Annotated in this window: 15 protein-coding genes; 6 read left to right on the plus strand and 9 right to left on the minus strand. The window is 48.0% G+C overall.

The window, feature by feature from the left end; translation table 11 throughout:
- Positions 1-86: 86 nt before the first annotated feature.
- Entirely contained in the window at positions 87-962 is an 876-nt protein-coding gene (locus ACN6MW_RS15760) for a hypothetical protein (protein ID WP_419876180.1), read from the plus strand.
- 313 nt (positions 963-1275) lie between these two features.
- Positions 1276-3282, plus strand: a complete 2007-nt coding sequence (gene tynA, locus ACN6MW_RS15765; protein WP_419876181.1) for a primary-amine oxidase — start codon at positions 1276-1278, stop codon at positions 3280-3282.
- A gap of 85 nt (positions 3283-3367) precedes the next feature.
- Here the strand turns inward: tynA and ACN6MW_RS15770 are convergent, their stop codons facing one another.
- Positions 3368-4237 (minus strand): hypothetical protein, encoded by an 870-nt coding sequence (locus ACN6MW_RS15770; RefSeq protein WP_419876182.1) that lies wholly within the window; start codon positions 4235-4237, stop codon positions 3368-3370.
- 419 nt (positions 4238-4656) lie between these two features.
- Here ACN6MW_RS15770 and ACN6MW_RS15775 point away from each other — a divergent pair, with 419 nt between their 5' ends.
- Positions 4657-5187: a hypothetical protein gene (locus ACN6MW_RS15775; RefSeq protein ID WP_419876183.1), complete on the plus strand. Its 531-nt coding sequence runs from the start codon at positions 4657-4659 to the stop codon at positions 5185-5187.
- 58 nt (positions 5188-5245) lie between these two features.
- Here the strand turns inward: ACN6MW_RS15775 and ACN6MW_RS15780 are convergent, their stop codons facing one another.
- From ACN6MW_RS15780 to ACN6MW_RS15790, 3 genes are all read right to left on the minus strand, one after another.
- Positions 5246-7393: an ATP-binding protein gene (locus ACN6MW_RS15780; RefSeq protein WP_419876184.1), complete on the minus strand. Its 2148-nt coding sequence runs from the start codon at positions 7391-7393 to the stop codon at positions 5246-5248.
- Positions 7371-8087, minus strand: coding sequence for a winged helix-turn-helix domain-containing protein (locus tag ACN6MW_RS15785; RefSeq protein ID WP_419876185.1), 717 nt, complete (start codon positions 8085-8087; stop codon positions 7371-7373). The genes ACN6MW_RS15780 and ACN6MW_RS15785 overlap by 23 nt, the downstream gene beginning before the upstream one ends.
- Positions 8088-8273: 186 nt before the next feature.
- Positions 8274-8888, minus strand: a complete 615-nt coding sequence (locus ACN6MW_RS15790) for a PH domain-containing protein (RefSeq protein ID WP_308996084.1) — start codon at positions 8886-8888, stop codon at positions 8274-8276.
- Between the two features lie 174 nt (positions 8889-9062).
- On the opposite strand from ACN6MW_RS15790, the gene ACN6MW_RS15795 reads away from it, so the two are divergent.
- Positions 9063-10517: an amino acid permease gene (locus ACN6MW_RS15795; protein WP_419876186.1), complete on the plus strand. Its 1455-nt coding sequence runs from the start codon at positions 9063-9065 to the stop codon at positions 10515-10517.
- 75 nt (positions 10518-10592) lie between these two features.
- On the opposite strand, the gene ACN6MW_RS15800 is transcribed toward ACN6MW_RS15795, so the two are convergent.
- From ACN6MW_RS15800 to ytxJ, 3 genes are all read right to left on the minus strand, one after another.
- A complete protein-coding gene (locus tag ACN6MW_RS15800) occupies positions 10593-11729 on the minus strand; it encodes a stalk domain-containing protein (protein ID WP_419876187.1) in 1137 nt (378 codons plus the stop codon).
- Between the two features lie 255 nt (positions 11730-11984).
- Entirely contained in the window at positions 11985-12410 is a 426-nt protein-coding gene (locus ACN6MW_RS15805) for a GNAT family N-acetyltransferase (RefSeq protein ID WP_419876188.1), read from the minus strand.
- A gap of 95 nt (positions 12411-12505) precedes the next feature.
- Entirely contained in the window at positions 12506-12844 is a 339-nt protein-coding gene (gene ytxJ / locus ACN6MW_RS15810) for a bacillithiol system redox-active protein YtxJ (RefSeq protein WP_419876189.1), read from the minus strand.
- Between the two features lie 254 nt (positions 12845-13098).
- Here ytxJ and ACN6MW_RS15815 point away from each other — a divergent pair, with 254 nt between their 5' ends.
- Both ACN6MW_RS15815 and ACN6MW_RS15820 read left to right on the plus strand, forming a co-directional pair.
- Entirely contained in the window at positions 13099-13674 is a 576-nt protein-coding gene (locus ACN6MW_RS15815) for a TetR/AcrR family transcriptional regulator (RefSeq protein WP_419876190.1), read from the plus strand.
- A 76-nt stretch (positions 13675-13750) separates the two neighbouring features.
- The gene (locus tag ACN6MW_RS15820) at positions 13751-15991 is read left to right on the plus strand and encodes a YhgE/Pip family protein (protein WP_419876191.1); all 2241 of its coding nucleotides are present in this window, start codon (positions 13751-13753) and stop codon (positions 15989-15991) included.
- Between the two features lie 586 nt (positions 15992-16577).
- Here the strand turns inward: ACN6MW_RS15820 and ACN6MW_RS15825 are convergent.
- A complete protein-coding gene (locus ACN6MW_RS15825) occupies positions 16578-17804 on the minus strand; it encodes a hypothetical protein (RefSeq protein WP_419876192.1) in 1227 nt (408 codons plus the stop codon).
- Positions 17805-17886: 82 nt separating this feature from the next.
- Positions 17887-18636, minus strand: coding sequence for a C39 family peptidase (locus tag ACN6MW_RS15830; RefSeq protein WP_419876193.1), 750 nt, complete (start codon positions 18634-18636; stop codon positions 17887-17889).
- Positions 18637-18902 lie beyond the last annotated feature (266 nt).

The raw sequence follows: 18902 nt of genomic DNA on the forward strand, positions 1-18902 counted from the left end.
TTTACTTTTACTTTGCTGCGGCCTTCCTTTTACCCGCGACCGATACAATAACCTCATAGTGAATTTACGGGGGTGGAGGCATGGGGATGTTGGGGAAGTACAAGTGGACGTTTATGATAACACTATTCATGCTTGCCTTGATGACAGCGTTCCTGCTGCAGGGAGTGAACCGCTCCAATGCTTCGGGAGATTTGTCGGATCCTTTTCTTGATCCGTATGCCTTGTCGCTGGCGCATCGCCATGCGGGGCCGGGGTTGGAATCCGCAGCGGAGAAAAACGTACAGATACAGCTGGCTTGGCCGCAGGGGGAAGTGATTGCAGGTGCTCAGGCGCTGCTTTCCTTGACGGTGAGGGGCGGCAAGGGCGAGCCGATCGAAGATTTTGAAGTGACCAACGAGAAGCTGCTGCATCTCATTGCCGTAAGCGAGGATCTGCAGCAGTTCCAGCATGTTCATCCGGTGTATAAAGGCAAGGGAATCTTCGAGCTTCCGATTGTGTTTCCCGAGGGAGGCGCGTATAAACTGTACGCGGATTTTTTGCCTAAAGGGATGAATGAGCTGACACGCATGGGCGAAGTAAGCGTACGGGGTGAGCCACCTGCGCCGGCAATCTTGAAGCCAAGTGAAACGTTGGTTGCTCAGGTTAACGGCATGCGTGTGGAGCTTTCATTGGGCGAAGAGCCGCTGCCGCAGACGGAGCTAAGCATGACCTATACGTTTACCGATGCAAAGACCGGGGAACCGATCGACGATTTGGAGCTGTACCTCGGCGCAGTGGGGCATGTCGTCGCCATTGATCAATCCATGCGGCAGTTCATTCATATTCATCCGCTTAACTGGGCGTCTAAGGGTCCGCAAGCAGTGTTTGGCGTAAGCTTTCGGGAGAGCGGGTTGTATAAGGTTTGGGGTCAATTTCAGCGTAATGGCGAGACGTTCGTCGTGCCGTTTGCCGTTCAAATCTAATGGAATAAGCGATTGGCAAATGCCTATCTGCGAAAGTGGGTTTTTCGGCTTCCTTGAGGAAGCGGAGAACTCCGCTTTCTCGGGTAGGCATTTTTTTGTATAAGCATTGCTAGGGTGTGCCGGTACAAAAGCTTTACCCAAAACGGGGAAATATATTCATTTGCCTTTACCTTTTCGGCCTTTATTCATTACCTTCACATGTTAGAGTAGGTAACATCAAGCAAGGGGAAAGGGGGATGCGGTGGCAAGGTGAAAGGGCGAGGCGGCTGGCAAAGAAAAAGGCTTAGAGAGAAATTATAATTGGAGGGAAACTATGAGAAAGAAAAAGCTGATCGTATCCGTTATCGCAGCATCCGTCGTTATCGCTTCTATTAATATTTTTCCAGGTGCGCTTGGACTAGGTAGGTTGAGCGCGGCAGAGATCGACAAGATCGTTTATCATCCGCTTAACCCGTTAAGCCCGCAAGAGATCGAAGAAACGGCCGCTATTATCCGAAAATCGCAATATGGCAGCAAGGATATGTACTTCTCTGAAATTAAGCTGGAGGAACCGGATAAACAGAAGGTATGGGCTTGGGATGATGCGGGCGGAGCGAAGCTGGCTAGGGAAGCGACTTTCACGCTCATTAAAGGAAACAAGCCGTACGAAGGAACGGTGAATCTGGATACGGATAAAGTGGTGTATTGGAAAGAAGTGAAGGAGGGCTGGCCTTTCTATACGGAATGGGGCCAATCGGAAGCGATCGTCGAAAAAGATAAGGATGCGGTTGCCGCTCTCGCAAGGCATGGCATTACGGATCTCAGCAAAGTGTCCTTTGCGGATGGACCGCTGGGGGACTACGGCCCAGAGCTGACGCCGCCGGGCTCCCGGCTTGCCATGTCGGTTCCGCGTCCGAAGATCGAAGGCGCGGTTAACAACTTCGCTCATCCCATGGACGGTCTGGCCTTCCTCGTAGATCTCAATGCCAAAAAAGTCATTAAAATTTACGAGTCCGGCAATCCTCCTGTTCCAACCGATCCGAATGATTATACGAAGGTAGTGAAGACGAAGCGGACGGACGAAATTAAGCCGCTTATCATCAGCCAGCCGAAGGGCGCAAGCTTCTCGGTCAAAGGAACGACGGTCGATTGGCAAAACTGGAAGTTCCACTTCCGCCTAGATCCCCGCGTAGGGCCGATGGTATCGACCGTTTCCTACACGGAGAACGGAAACAAACGGAAAATCATGTATGAAGGCGGTCTCGGCGGCATGATGGTTCCTTACGGCGACCCGGACGCGGCTTGGCTGTACAAAATATTTATGGATGCCGGCGAGTACGGCGTCGGTTTATCGACCCGGCCGCTTAATATCGGGTCTGATGTGCCGAAGAACGCGACGTTATTCGATGCAGCCATCAACAATACAGAAGGCAAGGCGCAGGTCATTAAAAATTCATTTGCCTTGTTCGAGCGTTACGCGGATCCGGAATGGTCGCATAACGGCGAAGCGAGAGAGCGCCGCGAGCTGGTGCTGCGCGCAATTGCTACAATCGGTAACTATGATTACGTGCTTGACTGGGTATTCCTGCAGAACGGTTCGATTAAGCTTATGGCGGGAGCAACGGGTCTTGCTCAGGTCAAAGCCGTCAACACGAAGACGATGGATGATAAGACAGCGGTGAGCGACACCCGCAACGGCAAGCTGGTGGATGCAAACATTGTCGCACCGACGCATCAGCATATTTTCAACTACAGGCTGGATTTGGACGTGGACGGCGAGTCCAACTCTGTCGGTGAGATTCTGCCGAAAGCCATATCGGTGAAAAATCCGGAATTTGCCCGCAGCGAGATGATTACGGTGGAGAAGACGTATAAGCTGGAGCAAGACGCGATTCAGAAGTTTGATCCGGATAAAATCGTTCTCGTGACGAATACGAGCAAGGAAAATAAGCTGGGTTACGCAACGGGCTACCAGGTTATGCCTTATGCAGGCGGCACTCATCCCTTTATGGAAGAGCCGCTGTTTACCAAAACGGATTATGTCCTAAAGCGTGCGGAATTTATCAATAATCATATTTGGGTAACGCCTTACAAAAAGGAAGAGCAATATTCCGAAGGCAAGTATACGGCGCATAACAAAGATACCGGGCTTGGGCTCTGGACGCAGCAAAACCGCAGCATCGAGAACAAGGATACGGTCGTATGGCTGACGACAGGAACGACGCATGTCATGAGGGCCGAGGAATTCCCGATCATGCCTACGGAATGGGTCACGGCCATGATTAAACCTTTCAATTTCTTTAACGAGACGCCGACGCTAGATTTGAATAAGACAGAGTAAAGCGAACGTATAGCTGAAAAAAACAGTCCGTTTATTTGCCGCCGTGGCAGATGAACGGACTGTTTTTCGCAATAACCGTGTTAACTCATTGATTGGAAGTCCAGTCGTCAAGGATTGTCGAGCTGCCGGCATCCGCTTGAATGCTGTGTGAGCGTTCCTTGTTATCCTGAAGGTCGAATAGAAACAGCTTCGTTTTCTCATTGTAATTGACGGGTATGATCTTCGTAGATGCTAGGTCCAATTGTTCTTTATAGGATTTAAGCAAATGGGTAACGGCGGATTTGTCTTTCTCCGTTTGATCGTATAATCCCAGATGCAAAATTAAACTCTCCGTATCTTCTTGAAGCAGTGCTTGCAGGTACTTTTCTGTTTCTCTAATGACAAGAGGGTATTGGTTGATCAGCGGAGATTCGTACAAAGGCTCGCGATGATCATCATCTTGTGCAGCGGGCGATCCGTTATTCTTGTAGTACTTTACCTGAAAAGGAATAGATCGGGCTTCCCCTTTCTTCATACCGGTAATCACGAAATTTTCTATAAAATAATCTTCATTCTGCCCATTGGATTCGAAAGAGAGCTTCAGCTCCGCCAACTTGTCGAAGTACAGCTGAAACCCTTCAATAATGATCTTCATTGTCTCGGGGGTGTTTTCATTTTCCGCGTGCGCCATCAAGGTGGACATGAGCTGAAAATCTTCCTTCTCTAGCGCATCGAGGTATTTCTCCGCATCCTTGGCGGCGATGCTCTCCAGCGATGATGCTTCATTGGCTGGAGACTCCTCCATTGACGCCGTTTCCTTTGGTTCATCCGTATTCTTCTGCGGTTCAGCACTCACGTGCGTGATTGGGGCGGGCCCCGGCGGTTCCTCTGTGCTGCATGCTGCCAATGCCGCGGTCATTGCAACCGCAATTGAAATGGAGAAGGCAAGACTTAGCGATTTTTTAATGAAATTCAATCCACTCACTCCCTTATAGACGGTCTCCATGAATGCGAACCGTAGTATATGCATAGACGCATCTGAATAGGAAATGGTTTCCAAAAATTATAATTAGAAGAAACTCTACTTTGTCTCTTTCCTGAATAGCAACTTAGAAACTATTAAAAAGAAACTATTTTTAGTAGTCATAGACTGTTGTACATCCCTTTAATAGAAACTCGACATAGTATACACAAATCGATTTGGAGGTGCTTTTATTGGTTTGTGTAAAGCCGCGTCGAAAGGAAAAAAGTTGTAAAAAAGAAGCTAAGATCATTAACTCTTTCCAATCTAACGTTTTTATCATCAATAAAAAAACAAAGAAAAGGAGAGTTAGACGCAGACCGATACCGAGACGGTTGCTCAAATGGTACGATTTTTTGGAGATTCCTAACCCCATGGTGCCTGGCGGCCCGGCGATTGCTACATTTACGCTCCCAACCCCGCCCGCTGCGTTCGGTCCGGAGATTTCTATAAGCTCATCGTTCATCACCTTGAGCCGGATCGATTCGAATGACCGCGCCGAGTTAAAAGCGACAATTGTTTGGAATTTTGGTGTTACAATCCCCGAAGGCGGCCCCGAAATCACCGTTGTTTCGCAGCAAATGCAATTTAGCATTTGGCGTGATGCCCCATTTACCGGAACGCGACTTTGTACGGTCGTGGATACCCGGAACCTAACTCAAATTTCAGTTGATGCACCTGCTGGCACAACGATGACCAGCACGGCTACAACCTCTTTTTCGTGCACGGATTCAGCCATTTCAGGCAGAACGCATAATTACTATTTGACCGGTGCAGCCGGCGTTGCGAATGGTTTTCTTGTTATGCTAGGAGATGAAGGCGGGGCTCCGACACCGATTACCGATTTCAACAGCCCGACAGTGACCGAGCTTCATTTCAGCGGTTCGGTTATCGACCGAAACTAACCTTCAATCCTTAAATCTTGGATCAGACTGCCGCGGCTAATATGGAATAAGGTATACATTAATGTAAAGCGTCAAATAACGGCAATGTTAGCGAAAAGATACAGCCGTGGCCGCTCTGGTCATTTGACATGACCGTAAGCTGGCCGCCATGCATGTCGGCAATTTCCTTGGCGATCGATAAGCCGAGTCCGCTCCCGGGTATGCCGCTGTTTCTTGATTTATCCACTCGATAGAAGGAGTTGAATACATAAGGCAGCGCCTCCTCCGGTATGCCAGAGCCGGTATCCATGATGCGGAAGAACGCATCGTGATTTGTGAGCTCCATTGTAAAGGTGATTGGGCTGCCGGCTTCTGAATATTTCATGGCATTATCGATTAGATTATCGATTATTCGGCTGATGAGATGGGGATCGCCCCGTAACTGTCCGCCGTCTGCTAACTGCATCGTATGGAAGGGGCGCCGCTCCAGCTTCATGTAAGCCTCCCATTTTGTGACCATGTCACGGAAAAAACCATCCGCTGCAAAAACGGTATATTTGGCATCCAACTGCCGGGTTTCCAATAAGCTCAGCTCGTTGAGATTGCGAACGAACTGATTAATGGTTTGAATATCCTCGTAAATTCTGCGCAAAAAGATACCCGTATCCTCACCGCTAATCGTCCCGTCATTTATTGCCTCTATATAACCGCGAATTAAGGTAATCGGCGTTTTCAAATCATGTGAGATGTTCATGAACAGCTCCTTGCGCCAATGCTCTAATCGCAGGAGCTCCTCCACGCGCGCTTCCAGCTCATAATTCATGTCGCGCAGCTCTTCCGTGCGCAGCTCGACCTTATGCTCGAGCTGTTGGTTGAGCTCGGTCTGCTGCTCCATAAGCTCGCGAATGTTTTGCGACATGCGGTTGAAGGAACGCAGCAGCTGATTGAATTCCAGCGTCCGTGTGTCGTTGAGCGCGGCTTTGAACTGGCCCTCGCCCATTTCGGCGAATGCGCCTGCCAGCTGATTGACGGGTCTTGTAACTTTGGAACGCAAATAGAAAGAAAGAAGGATGCAGAGAGCGACAGCGACTAAAGCGAGCAGGGACAGCTGAAAGGCGAGTTGATTGCCCATTTGTGAAGAGAGCTGCTCCGTAGCGGTATGAATCGGCTCGAGGAGCTTGTTTTCCGGAATGATATAGCCGAGGATCCAGTTTGTGGACGGAATCGCACGGCTGAAAACGACCTTTTGCTGCCCGCCGAGCTGCATGCTTCGGAAGCTGTTTAACGTGTCCTCGCTGAAGAGGGCGGCTAAATCCAGCTGTTCAATTTCATTTGCGCCATGCTGCTGGGCGGCAATGAGCTCATGGTCGGTATCGAGCAGCAGCGCGATGCCGTCCTCGTCGCCGAATCTCGTATTGAGCACGTTGTTTACGAAGCGCTCGATCGTCACATCGGCGGCGACTACTCCTCTGAGTACGCGGTGTTCGTCATAAACAGGCGTTGTCGCGGTAAACATCCAGCCTCTTGGCGTGATATCGAGGTAAGGCTTCGTCCAGGCGACTTGATTCTTTTTTGGCCTGACGTTCAGGGCGTCGGAATAGAAGTTGTACGAGGTCAGCTCGTTGATGGGCGTTGGCAGCGTATCGGAACCTTGTCCCGTATATTCCGGATAATAAAAGGAACCGGATTTCGGATGGATATAATACATCGATACGATATTTTGCTTCCGCGAGGATTCGGATTGGAACAGCGGCAACAAAGCCTTGCTCAGCGCCAGGTCGTAAGCCTGCTCCGGTGACGGATACTGGAGCGGGTTATCGGTTCGAATGGAAATGACCCCCAAACCATCGGAATGCTCCTCGGTAAATCTTTTCTTCACCGTGTCGTATCTAAAGGCGATGGGCTGTACTTCTTTGCGGCTATCCGCTGAAAATATAGATTCGGCGAGCGCTTTGGAGAGCAGGACAGCGTCCTCGACCAGCCGAAGCTCGGTATCGATGGCGCGAACCTGCTCTTCAATGTTGGCTTCATACATGCTTATGTAATTTTTTTCGATTAAAGCGGTATTCAGCTCATTGAAGTGATTGAGCTGCGAGGTTACCGTCTGTCCGGCGAATACGGATAATAGCAAAAGCGGGATTAGGGAGACGGACAGCATAGCCGCAAGCATCTGGAAAGCGAAGGTGCGCGGCCGAAGAAGTGCTCTAATGTTCCTTAATGGGTTCATCGTACTTGTATCCAATGCCGCGAATGGTTTTGATGCGCGATGGCGAAGAGGGATTTATCTCGATTTTTTTGCGCAAATGCCCGATGTGCACTTGAAGGGTTTTGGTATCGAGGTTGCTTTCATAACCCCAAATATGAGTCAATAAGCGTTCGGCCGTAAGCACTTGGCGCGCGTTTTGCATGAGGTAAGCGAGAAGCTGGAACTCCTTCGCGGAAAGCTCGATTCGTTCCCCGTCAACGTAGACCTCGTGAGCGTCGATGCGCAGTTGAACATGCGTGGACGAAATGACCGTTGAGGGCATGACCTCGGCTTGCCGTTTATAGACGATTCGGTTGCGGCGCAGCTGTGCTTTGATTCGGGCAACGAGCTCGACGGGGCTAAAAGGCTTGCTGACGTAATCATCAGCCCCTACGCTTAGCCCGACAACCTTGTCGATTTCCGTGTCCTTGCAGGTCAGAAACACGATGGGGACATCCGTTGTTTGGCGCAGTTTGGCGCAAAGCTCATAGCCTTCCATATCCGGGAGCAAAACATCGAGCACGATGAGCGCGGGCTGCTCATTTTCGATCAGCTCGATTGCTTGCTTTCCGCTTGTTGCATTCAAATGGCGGAAGCCGTCCTTGGACAAATACATGCCGACCAGCTCGCCGATCCTGACTTCATCGTCAACGGTTAATATGAGTTCTCCTGGCAAGTCGGTTCACCTCTTTGCATGGGATATAAACGTCACTCTTTGATTTAAATATATACGCCATAGTAAGGTTTGCGCAATGTTTATGTAAGGTTATATAACATAAAAACGCTGTCATCCCCAAATAAAAAAGCAGACCAGCTTATTACAGCTGGTCTGCTTCTATTCCCTAACTATTCACAAACGAAATTAATTGTTGATATAACGCTCGAAAATCGCGCCAAAATCCTTCACGCGGTACTGCTTATGCGTGTTGACCAGCCAGTTGAAGGCGGATTTGTTCAAGCCGTCGAATTGCTCGACAACATTGAAATCGCCTTTGTGGATTTGCTGCAGCGTAGTGGATGCGAGATCGAGACTGCGTCTTGCATATTCAAGCGAGATTTCATTCTCGCGCGTAATTTCGGAAATTTTGATAAGTGCTTTGTACAGGTCCTTAAGCTCTTCGATATGCTTCTTGTTTACGTCGATAGAGAAAGGTACGGAACCGATCGTAAACTTGATTTCTACGTCAAGATCGACGGTGCCCGCGGTTTCAAGCGCAACCTGCGAAATCTGATTGGCGCTGTAGGAATAACGCTTAAGCGTGCGCTTCTTGCTTAGTGCGCTTGTGCCGTCCAAATGGATGAGAGCGAGATTCGTAAAGCAATATTCATCGGTTTTTGATTTGATCAGAAAATAGATCTTCTCGTTATCCTCATGCATGACATAATCGTCAGAATCGGCCTTGCTGAAATCTTCCGGCTTAATAATCGCGCCAATGTCGCTTAACCCGAGCGCGTCTGCAGCTAATTTTCCAAACATCTTACCATTCCTTTCGTAATCGCATCGATTTCATACTTACTCATTATATATTAGAATTGGGCATTTATGTTAGTTCGTTTGTAGGAATTCGATTGGATCAAATGGATAAAATACGGAAATTTCAGCAAACTGAGGAAAGGATAAATGAGCTTGTGATTCGATTAATGGTGAAGAATGGGGTGTTACGCTCTGAGTAAACAACAGGAAGGCTCAAGCACGCTGCGCAGGGGGCTAAAGGCTCGGCATATGACGATGATATCGCTGGGAGGCTCGATCGGAACAGGGCTTTTCCTCGCAAGCGGCGGTGCTATTCACTCCGCAGGGCCGGGAGGCGCGCTTCTTGCTTATGCGCTGATTGGAGTCATGGTGTATTTTCTCATGACGAGCTTGGGGGAAATGGCCACCTATATGCCGGTATCGGGGACATTCAGTACTTATGCGACCCGGTTTGTCGACCCCTCGCTTGGCTTTGCGCTGGGGTGGAATTATTGGTACAACTGGGCGATCACGATCGCCGCGGAGCTGTCGGCTGCTACGCTTATTATGAAATTTTGGTTTCCGAACAGCCCCTCCATTTTGTGGAGCGCCTTGTTTCTGATTCTCATGCTGGGCCTTAACCTGCTATCGGTTAAAGGTTACGGGGAGTCGGAATATTGGTTCGCGATGATCAAAATCATTACGGTGATTGTCTTTATTGCAATAGGTTTATTGATGGTGATCGGCATTTGGAACGGACAGGCCGTAGGCATTGGCAACCTGACGGATAATCCGTTTCCCGCAGGCTTTCTAGCTACGTTAGGCGTATTTATGGCGGCAGGCTTCTCGTTTCAAGGAACGGAGCTGATCGGAGTGACGGCTGGGGAAAGCGAGAATCCGCGCGAAAATATTCCCCGTGCGATCCGTTCGATATTTTGGCGCATCCTCTTATTCTACATCTTGGCAATCCTGCTGATCGGCATGCTGATTCCGTATTCGAACGAACAGCTGGCGAGCGGGGATATTTCGACGAGCCCGTTTACGATTATTTTCGAAAAAGCGGGGCTTGCGGTTGCGGCATCGATTATGAACGCGGTCATTCTGACATCTGTTTTGTCCGCGGGCAATTCAGGCATGTATGCTTCCACGCGCATGCTGTGGGTGCTCGCGAAAGAGGGCAAGGCACCGCGCTTTCTCGCGCGCCTGAATGAACGCGGAGTGCCGGTTGCCTCGCTGCTCGCGACAGGAGCGCTAGGCATGCTTGCTTTTCTGGCTTCTTTTTTCGGCGACGGGGTTGTGTATGTGTGGCTGCTGAATGCTTCCGGGATGTCCGGCTTTATCGTCTGGCTTGGCATTGCGATTAGCCACTACCGCTTTCGCAAAGCGTACCTCTACCAAGGACGGAAGCTGGAGGATCTGGCTTATCTTGCCAAATGGTTTCCTTTTGGCCCGATCCTTGCCATGCTTCTTTGCATTGTGGTAATCGGGGGCCAATTTATTGGGGCGCTGCATGACGGACGAATCGATTGGGCTTATATTATTGCGTCGTATGTCGGCATTCCGCTGTTTCTCGCCATATTCATCGGACACAAATGGAAGCACCGCACCCGAATGCTCACGCTGGCAGAATGCGAGCTGGAACCGGAGGAATAGGTGACGCTGTAAGCAGAAAAAGCCCAGCAGGCGATTGCTTGCTGGGCTTTGTGCCGCTATTAATGGATGCGTTCGCTATTCAAATGATCTGAAAGGGATCATGAACTCCGGCATACCCTGTGCATAAGCGGTGTACTCATATTGCTCGAAGGTAATGACGATCGCGCCATGTCTGAGGTAGAAAGGGCGATCCGGCTTGATGCCTTCAAACGGATTCAACAGATTTAATTTTCTCGCTTTTATTTGCGCGTTAATCGATTGATTGATGATAGCGACGTAATCGGAATGGCTGCCGGCGGCTTCCTTCAGGGATACCGTATCGCCATTCTTTAAATCGAATGTATAGGGAATGCGCACGGTTGTGCCGTGGGCGCCGCCGAGGTCAATATAATAATCGACATAGAGGCTTAGCATGTCCTGTTCGTTATAGGTGATGGTGTAATTTCCTTCATAGGCTACCGGCGGATAATCGATATCCGGATTATCCGATTGCAATTTTTCGTTCTCCTGCATCGTTTTGGTAAGGGACTGCTGACCGGAGACGGCGAAGGACTCGGCTTCTCGTTTCAAGAAGTCATTGACCTTGCTCTGGGTATCGGCGTTCTCATAGCCGGAGATGACGGGATAATGAATAAGCAGCGATTGTTTCTCTGTTACTTCGCTGATCGTTTTTGTAGCAAAGTTTAGGTTGTTTTCTTTGATGGTCTGAATGCCTACCGTGCGCGTGTTGGCGTCATAAGAAATAACATAGCCCATTCGCTCCAGCAGAAAACGAAGAGGCAGAAACGTCGAGCCGTTATTCAAAATCGCTTGGCTGCCATAAACGCGCTGTCCGTTCAGCTCATAGCTGCCATTAACCGGAGACGCTATGAATACGCGGTTGCGCCCGGTGACGATGGCTGATCTTGATTTGACATCCCAGCTTGTTGCAAGGCCCAGCTTTTCATTAAGCGCACGAAGGCTGATGTAAGTCTCGCCATCCACGATTGCTGTGGGTACCTCTGTGCGCATGCCGTCAATTAAGAATGGCTGAGAGACGACATTTAACATGGATGCTGCTGCTGCGGAACCTTCTGCCGCTGCTGCGAAGTCTGCGCCGGGGAGCAAGCCTGCCGCTGGCGCCGTAGAAAGCAGCATGGTTGCTGTAAGTGCCGCTGCAAGCTTTCTTTTTCGTTTCAAGCTCTTATTTTGTTTGATTTGGATAGGTGTCATACCGTATTCCTCCTCTTCATATTGTCGATAGCTGCATTGACGCACCCGCAATCAGATGTTGCAGAAGGATGGCTAAATAAACAAGCTGCTCCTAGTCATTAACCGAGGAGCAGCTTGTTTAAACATGGACTGCTTATATTTTCGCAGCGATGGAGAAATTGAAGTTTGTGATTAGCTGCAGCTGGCACTCAAAAAGGCTGCCGAGGGCAGCCTTTTGTTCGTTACAAAGTTACTATATATGCGTCAGGCTAATTGTTATATGTTTTTTTGGAAATGGTAACCGGTAATGTTCATTTTCTTGTTCAGGTAGAATCGATGCGCATCATGCCGTTGAACGCCGGAATCCAAGTGCAATTGCAGGCAATCATTTTTGGCCGCTTCGGCTTCCAGCCAATCCATTAACAGCTTAGCGTAACCATTAGTGCGGCTGTCCGCATCGGTGATAAGGTCATCCACATATAAATATTTGCCCCATGCCAAGGATTCGGTAATGCGATATCCTGCAGCGGACCTGGCTTGGCCATTTTCGATAATAGCTGCTAACTGATAACCGTGATTATGCTGAAGTCTTCTTATAAGGGTTAAATAATCATTTTCTGCTAGATGGGGACGTAATTGCTTCATTAAGGAAAAGGTCAACGTAATGTCTGCGTCCGTTGTGATCAACTTAATCTCAGCCATATGGATTCCTCCTATATAAAATAAGAAAAGGCCGCTCCAAAAGGCTAAAAAACCTTCAGAACAGCCTCAGCTTGATACTGGATCTGACGAAATGCTTAGTCGAGAACGGCAGTGATATGTGCTTTTGTAATGGACCAGTGGGTAGCGGACCATACCTTTTCTTTTTTGTCGATGAACATAATTTGCGGAGACTCATGCTTCACGGATGTGTCTTCGGCAATTTGATTAGAGACCGGACGCGACTCAATAACCTTCACGAGCACGTAATCAACGTCTTCTCTTGGATTGCCTTCAAGATACTGATTGAACTCTGTATAAGCGTTCGCGCTAACCGGGCATGTCGTGCTGTGCTTGAATACGACAAGCGGACGAGTAGCAGAAGCGTCATAAACGTTGTTCCATTCTTCAACGGTTGTGATTTCTTTCAATGACATGGGGAACACTCCTTTTATTCTGCTGTGCAGATGATAGTTACAGCTGTATCTGTATTATAGCTCTTTTTTAGAGGTAAAGTCATCTTTAGTCGAATCGCAGCAGACATTATCATTGTGATCTATAGCGCGCTCACACACATCATTCGATTAGGTATTGCAAACAAATAAGGAGCGTGCTATGATGGCTAAAGTCGAAATGACCGTTTTGGTTTTTTGGTCAGTTTCAAGAAAGTTACGGGTTCGGGGGTGCCGGGATGGCAGTGGATCGGCGACAGCAGGTTGTGGATGCAGCGGCGAAGTCGTTTGCCTTGTTTGGATACAAAGCGACAACGATGGATCAGGTTGCGAAGATAGCGAACGTTGGCAAAGGAACGATTTATACGTTCTTTACGAATAAAGAAGAATTGTTTCATGAAATTATGAAGAGGCTCATTCTTGAAATGAAGCAGGTTGCGGAGAAGGTTGTGGATCCGGACCGCCGATTTTTCGACAATTTGAACGCTGCGCTGGAGCAGCTGCTCGAATTCCGCGAGGAGCACGAGCTGGCGCTTAAGCTGTCGCATGAGGTACGGGAGATCGGCACGCCGATGGCGATAGAGGGCATGCAGCAAATCGAGAAAGCAGTTATCGGCTATATTCAGCATCAGGTGCAATTGGCTATGGATAAAGGCGAGATTAAGCCCTGCAATCCGGAAATGACGGCATTCGTTATGTTGAGGCTTTATATGGCATTGACCGTGGAGTGGAAAAAAACGCATGAACCGCTCGATAAGCAGCAGGTAGCGGAACAACTGCGATTTTATATGCAAGTAGGATTGGCTCCGGAATAGCCTGGAAGCCTTTTTTTACAAGATAAAATGACCATATGACAGAAATGGTCAATTAGTAACGAGGAGAGTGGACGCGTTGAAGTTCAGAGGATTAAAACAGTTTGGTGAGGAGCTTTCCGGGATTGCCCGCAATAAGATGCTGTTGATTTCAGTGATCGGAGTGCTGATGATTCCGCTTATGTATTCTTCGATGTTTTTGGGAGCCTTCTGGGATCCTTACGGACATTTGGATAAAATGCCCGTCGCGATCGTGAATGCGGATAAGGGTTATGAGTATAACGATGAAATGATGCATATTGGCGATGATTTCGAGGAACAGTTAAAAGAAAACGAAAAGTTTGAATGGCATTTCGTGAGCATGGCAGAGGCGGAGGCCGGTATCGAGGATCACAGCTATTACATGGCGATTGAAATCCCTTCCGATTTCTCGGAGAAAACAACGTCGCTGACATCGGATAACCCGACGCCTGCGCAGCTGACGTATTTGTCTAACGAAAGCTACAACTTTTTAGCCTCGCAGATCGGCAGCAAGGCGGTTGACACGATGAAGGTTGAGCTTGGCCAAGAGGTGACGGCTGCTTATACGCGAACGGTCTTCGAGCAGATGGAAGAGCTCGTGGACGGAATCGGCCAAGCAAGCGACGGTGCCGGCGAAATCGCCGACGGCACAACGAAAGCGAAGGATGGAGCAGTGCTCATCGAGCAAAATCTTGCAAAGCTCGTCAGCGGATCGATGACGCTGCAGGAGGGTGTCGCCAAGCTGAATGACGGCGGCGCGGCGGTAGGCAAGGGAAGTGCCGAGCTAAGCGCAGGCACATCGAGCTTGGCAAGCGGCCTGGCGCAGCTTCAGGCCGCGCAGCAGCAGCTAGGCGCGGGAGCAGCATCGCTTGGCGACGGCGCGGGTTCGCTTGGGGCCGGAGCGGTGAAGCTGAGTGACGGCTTGCAGCAGCTGGCCGAAGCTAGCGGACAGCTGGCGGAGGGTGCATTGGACGCGCAGCAGGCGGCAGGGCAGCTGGCGGGCGGTCTTAAGGAGTCGGCTGCGGGCGAAGAGCAGCTGAAGGCAGGTGCGGCGCAGCTCGCGAATGGGCTGGCGCAGCTGGGTCAGGCGAATCCGGAACTGGCGGAGAGCGAGAGTTTTGCGTCGTTGCTGAAAGCTAGCCGGGAGCTGGCAGCGGGCTTGGAGAAGTCCTCGGCTGGCCAGACGCAGCTGAGTGACGGAGCGGGCAAGCTGAACGAGGGGCTCGTGAAGGTCTCGGACGGTCTTGGAGCTTTTGACAAGAAAGCGCAGGAGGCGGCGGCAGCCGGCAAGCAGCTGGGAGCAGGCGGAGAGCAGGTAGTGGCCGGATCTGAGAAGTTTGCAAGCGGGATGTCGCAGTTTGGCGCTAAGCTGACGGAAGCGAGCGGCGGAGCATCCAAGCTTGCAGCCGGAGCAAAGCAGCTTAATGGCGGAGCATCCACGCTGGCTGCAGGACTTTCGCAGCTATCCGCTAACGTAACGCCATTCGTGGATGGCACGGTTAAGCTGGAGGATGGCGCACAGCAGGTTGCTTCCGGTTTGCTGAAGCTGGAGGACGGCACGCAAGAGCTGTCCGGCAAGCTGGGCGAGGCCTCAGACCAAACAGCGGATTTGAAGCTGACCGATACGATGGTAGATATGTTTTCGGATCCCGTTAAGCTTGATGTGGAGAAAATGACGGAGGTCGACAATTATGGTACGGGGCTTGCTCCTTACTTTCTGTCGCTTGGATTATTTGTCGGAGCAATGCTGCTGACCATCGTATATTCCGTACGCGAGCCGGCGGTTCTTCCGGTTAGCGGTTGGAGCTGGTTCTGGAGCAAGGCGCTTACGTTATCGCTTATCGGCATCATACAGGCGCTCATTGCTGACGCGGCACTGCTGTTTGTGCTCAAGCTTGAGGTGCAGAGCGTAGGTCTGTTCTTGTTTTACTCGATCTTAACTAGCATTACGTTCATGATGATCATTCAATTCTTGGTTGCATCCATGGGCAATCCAGGCCGCTTTATTGCAGTTATTCTGTTGATTTTCCAACTTACGAGCTCCGCAGGCACGTTCCCAATCGAGCTCGTACCCGGCTGGCTGCAAAAAATATCGCCGTTCCTGCCAATGACTTATGCGGTGGCAGGGTTTAGAGATATCGTATCGAGCGGCGATTACAGCTCCATGGGCAGATATATTGCGACTCTGGGAGGGATTGCGTTCTTGTTCGCGATATTATCTTACGCTTACTTTACGTTATCTCATCGCAAAATGAAAAACGACAGCTTAGTGGAGCAGCCGGCAGCGGCGTCCGTCTAAAAGCTGGATTTTATCAAGGAGAACAGCGAATGTATTCGCTGTTCTTTTTGTTGTGCGCCCAGCATGGGGGCTATCTCTAGGGTTCAAGTCCCGAAATGAAAGCTTGGTGCAACATAAATGAATGCTCTGTCGAACAATTGAAATATTGGCTTTAAAAATAAAACGTGGTTCATCCGTATCCGTCGTACGCGCTGTCAGAGCGGGGAATTAGGAAATAGATTCATTTCTACAAGAACGCAAAAGAGCCGTCCTCCGAAGAAAACAGCCCTCACTTTTTGTATATTGATAGGATAAAGACGTTGAAGTTCCATTAACGGAAACGGTGCTCAACTAAAGGGCAGTTTAACAAGAAACTATCCTAGACAAGACGTCTGGGATGGTCTGGTCTATTCGTAATCACTTTTCTGAAGGATCAGTTGAAGCGCTGAAGCAGTATATTATTTTTCTCCGGCGTGCCGATGGAAATTCGTACATGCTCCGGCAGCCCCAAGCGGCTCCGTATCGAACGATAACTCCTTTATGCATCAGAACGAAGTAGCGCTGCTCCGTATCCTCGACAAGTTCAACAAGAATATAGGGAGTGACCCTATGAAAATTCCAAATCTGACAAATTAACATAGTATAATCTTGGCACAAGTCCCTCTCCAGTGTCGGGGTTTTTATATCTCATTGTAATTAAGAGATTGTCATTAGTATTTCTCGAAATGTTGATAATATAATACCTTTCATCATCAACATTAAACGTTGTTTTTCTCAGCGTGCCGTCTGTGTAATTTAGTAGATATAAGTCATTTTCTTTGCTGAACGATTGATAAAATAAACCCGAAAATTTGCTTTTTACAGATTCTGAAGACATTTCAAATTCTGGATTAACACCCATAATAGAGCGTAGGGAGTCATTTTCAATTTTTCCTAAAAATCTTGTAATGCTAAAATTCGCATAGTAGATATAATCTTTTGCAACGACAAAATTTGATACTCCTTGACGTAATTCACTCTCGGGCGTGTCGGTAGAATTAGATGGAATCGTTGACACATCAACAGAACGCAGGAAACTCATATCATGGTCGTATACATCCAGGTACAACCGTGATTTACCACCTGATTCTATTTTCAACCGTAATAATGAAATTGTATTTTCGTCAGATGTTATCTGTCGGATAGCTTCTCCTATATTTGCTTTGTCATCAAAATCAAATTTCTTTAGAATCTTTCTCTCGTTCGTTTCTGTGTTATATTCTTCTAACTCAGAACCGCCGGTAGCGATTACTCTAACCATTAACAGTTTATTTCCCACAGCTGTCATGGTGTTGTAGGGAAATCCACCTTTTTCAGAAAAAATAACTGACATAGTATTACTGATTAAGTCCACTTTATAAAGATGAAGCGTTCTGTTTTCAATATCCGATATGTCACCAGTTGTGACAAACATGTATAAAGAGTTACCAATGACTGTTGTATTATACTTAGCTTCGTATGACCAATTTTTAACTGTACCCAATTTTATATTTTCTTTTGTTTTAAAAATGTAACGATAATAATCCATAGCGGTTATCGAGTCAACAGACCCAGTCGGAATCTTATTGTAAATAATGCTGTCATCGGTTAGCACTAAGACACCATAACGTTCAATTGCTCCGATTTTTGCATTGTTAATGTCATAAATCGAAATTGTTTCATTTGAAATCGAAGTGCTTGCGGTGTTTGCGGTAGTTGTTTGTTTAGAATCGATTTTTTTGTTTTCGGAATTGTCATCACAGCTACATAGAATCATTATAAAAGCCAAGCCAAGCAAACCTATTATTTTTTTCAAACTAACCCTTCCTTTTCGAAAAAGCCATTTCACTTGAAATTAAGAGGTGTTTGCTTAACAAACACCTCTTGATTTGTGAATTTTACCAAATTACGCGAATAGTAACAGAGCTAGTGACAGCTGCTGTTTTTTCATAATAATATGGCCATCCAGATTGTGTTCCGCCAAGTGGATCGGCGAATTGGACTTTAGACTTGTCGTCATATATTGCGTTAACCGCCAAATGGTGACCATTTGTTGCATAATGCCAATTTGCTCCAGTCGAATTTGAAATCCCCACCGACCCCGGCGAATCCATGGTTACAACATCGTGATATAAACTAGTGAGCAGAGATGTTTGACTTGGATTTGCAGAATAAATATAATTCACTGTACTTTGCTTACTATTCAAGTATGCCGGAACCTTTGTAGGATCTGTGCCGCCGGTTGTGGTTCCCAATTTACTTGCTATCGTAGCTTGGCTATCAGATGATCCAGCAAGATATTGCACAATACTCTTTGTAACTGCTGGAGAGCAGTAATAACTTTGAGTTTGCTGATACATAGTGAACGTACCCGGTATTGAAATCTTAGTTGCTGCTAATGTGCGAGCTTGAGTCGCATGTTCTTCTGCAACTTTCTCAGCACTCCGAATTTTTTCGTTTATTTTCGCCTTTTCATTTTCGGATAGGCTACTAAAATATTTATCGTTTTCTGCAGGGGTTAAAACTTTCAAGCCAGAGGGGGCAGTTCCTATTTTTTCAGCTTTATTTTCCTCTGCACTGGCAACAGTAACAAAAGAGAAAATCATACTCAAAGCCAAGAGAAAACCTAAAAACCTTTTTGTCTTCATAGTAAACATCCTTTCATTATTTAAATATTTACAGGCAAATTTTATAGACAAGCCTGTATACTGTCTTTCTGAGGATTGATTGTTCTCTCCGATAAAAGTTAAAGAAATCGGAAGCTACTGGTACAAGGAATTCTCACCAGCTTTTCGAAATAGCACTGGGATCAGTTTCGAATACAGCGATCACTAGGCATCTCATCTCTAGCCTAAGTTTTTGAAAACACGTAACGGAGCAATTTACTCTGTTCACCACCACCTCCGTTTTGATG

The organism is Pristimantibacillus sp. PTI5, assembly GCF_048572955.1.
In the GTDB taxonomy this organism is placed as follows: Bacteria; Bacillota; Bacilli; order Paenibacillales; family Paenibacillaceae; genus Pristimantibacillus.

Coding starts and splice junctions, on each gene's coding strand:
- ACN6MW_RS15830 (WP_419876193.1), bottom strand. CDS start 18,636: ATGAAGACAAAAAGGTTTTTAGGTTTTCTCTTGGCTTTGAGTATGATT.
- tynA (WP_419876181.1), top strand. CDS start 1,276: ATGAGAAAGAAAAAGCTGATCGTATCCGTTATCGCAGCATCCGTCGTT.
- ytxJ (WP_419876189.1), bottom strand. CDS start 12,844: ATGTCATTGAAAGAAATCACAACCGTTGAAGAATGGAACAACGTTTAT.
- ACN6MW_RS15790 (WP_308996084.1), bottom strand. CDS start 8,888: ATGTTTGGAAAATTAGCTGCAGACGCGCTCGGGTTAAGCGACATTGGC.
- ACN6MW_RS15800 (WP_419876187.1), bottom strand. CDS start 11,729: ATGACACCTATCCAAATCAAACAAAATAAGAGCTTGAAACGAAAAAGA.
- ACN6MW_RS15775 (WP_419876183.1), top strand. CDS start 4,657: ATGGTGCCTGGCGGCCCGGCGATTGCTACATTTACGCTCCCAACCCCG.
- ACN6MW_RS15760 (WP_419876180.1), top strand. CDS start 87: ATGTTGGGGAAGTACAAGTGGACGTTTATGATAACACTATTCATGCTT.
- ACN6MW_RS15815 (WP_419876190.1), top strand. CDS start 13,099: ATGGCAGTGGATCGGCGACAGCAGGTTGTGGATGCAGCGGCGAAGTCG.
- ACN6MW_RS15805 (WP_419876188.1), bottom strand. CDS start 12,410: ATGGCTGAGATTAAGTTGATCACAACGGACGCAGACATTACGTTGACC.
- ACN6MW_RS15780 (WP_419876184.1), bottom strand. CDS start 7,393: ATGAACCCATTAAGGAACATTAGAGCACTTCTTCGGCCGCGCACCTTC.
- ACN6MW_RS15795 (WP_419876186.1), top strand. CDS start 9,063: ATGGGGTGTTACGCTCTGAGTAAACAACAGGAAGGCTCAAGCACGCTG.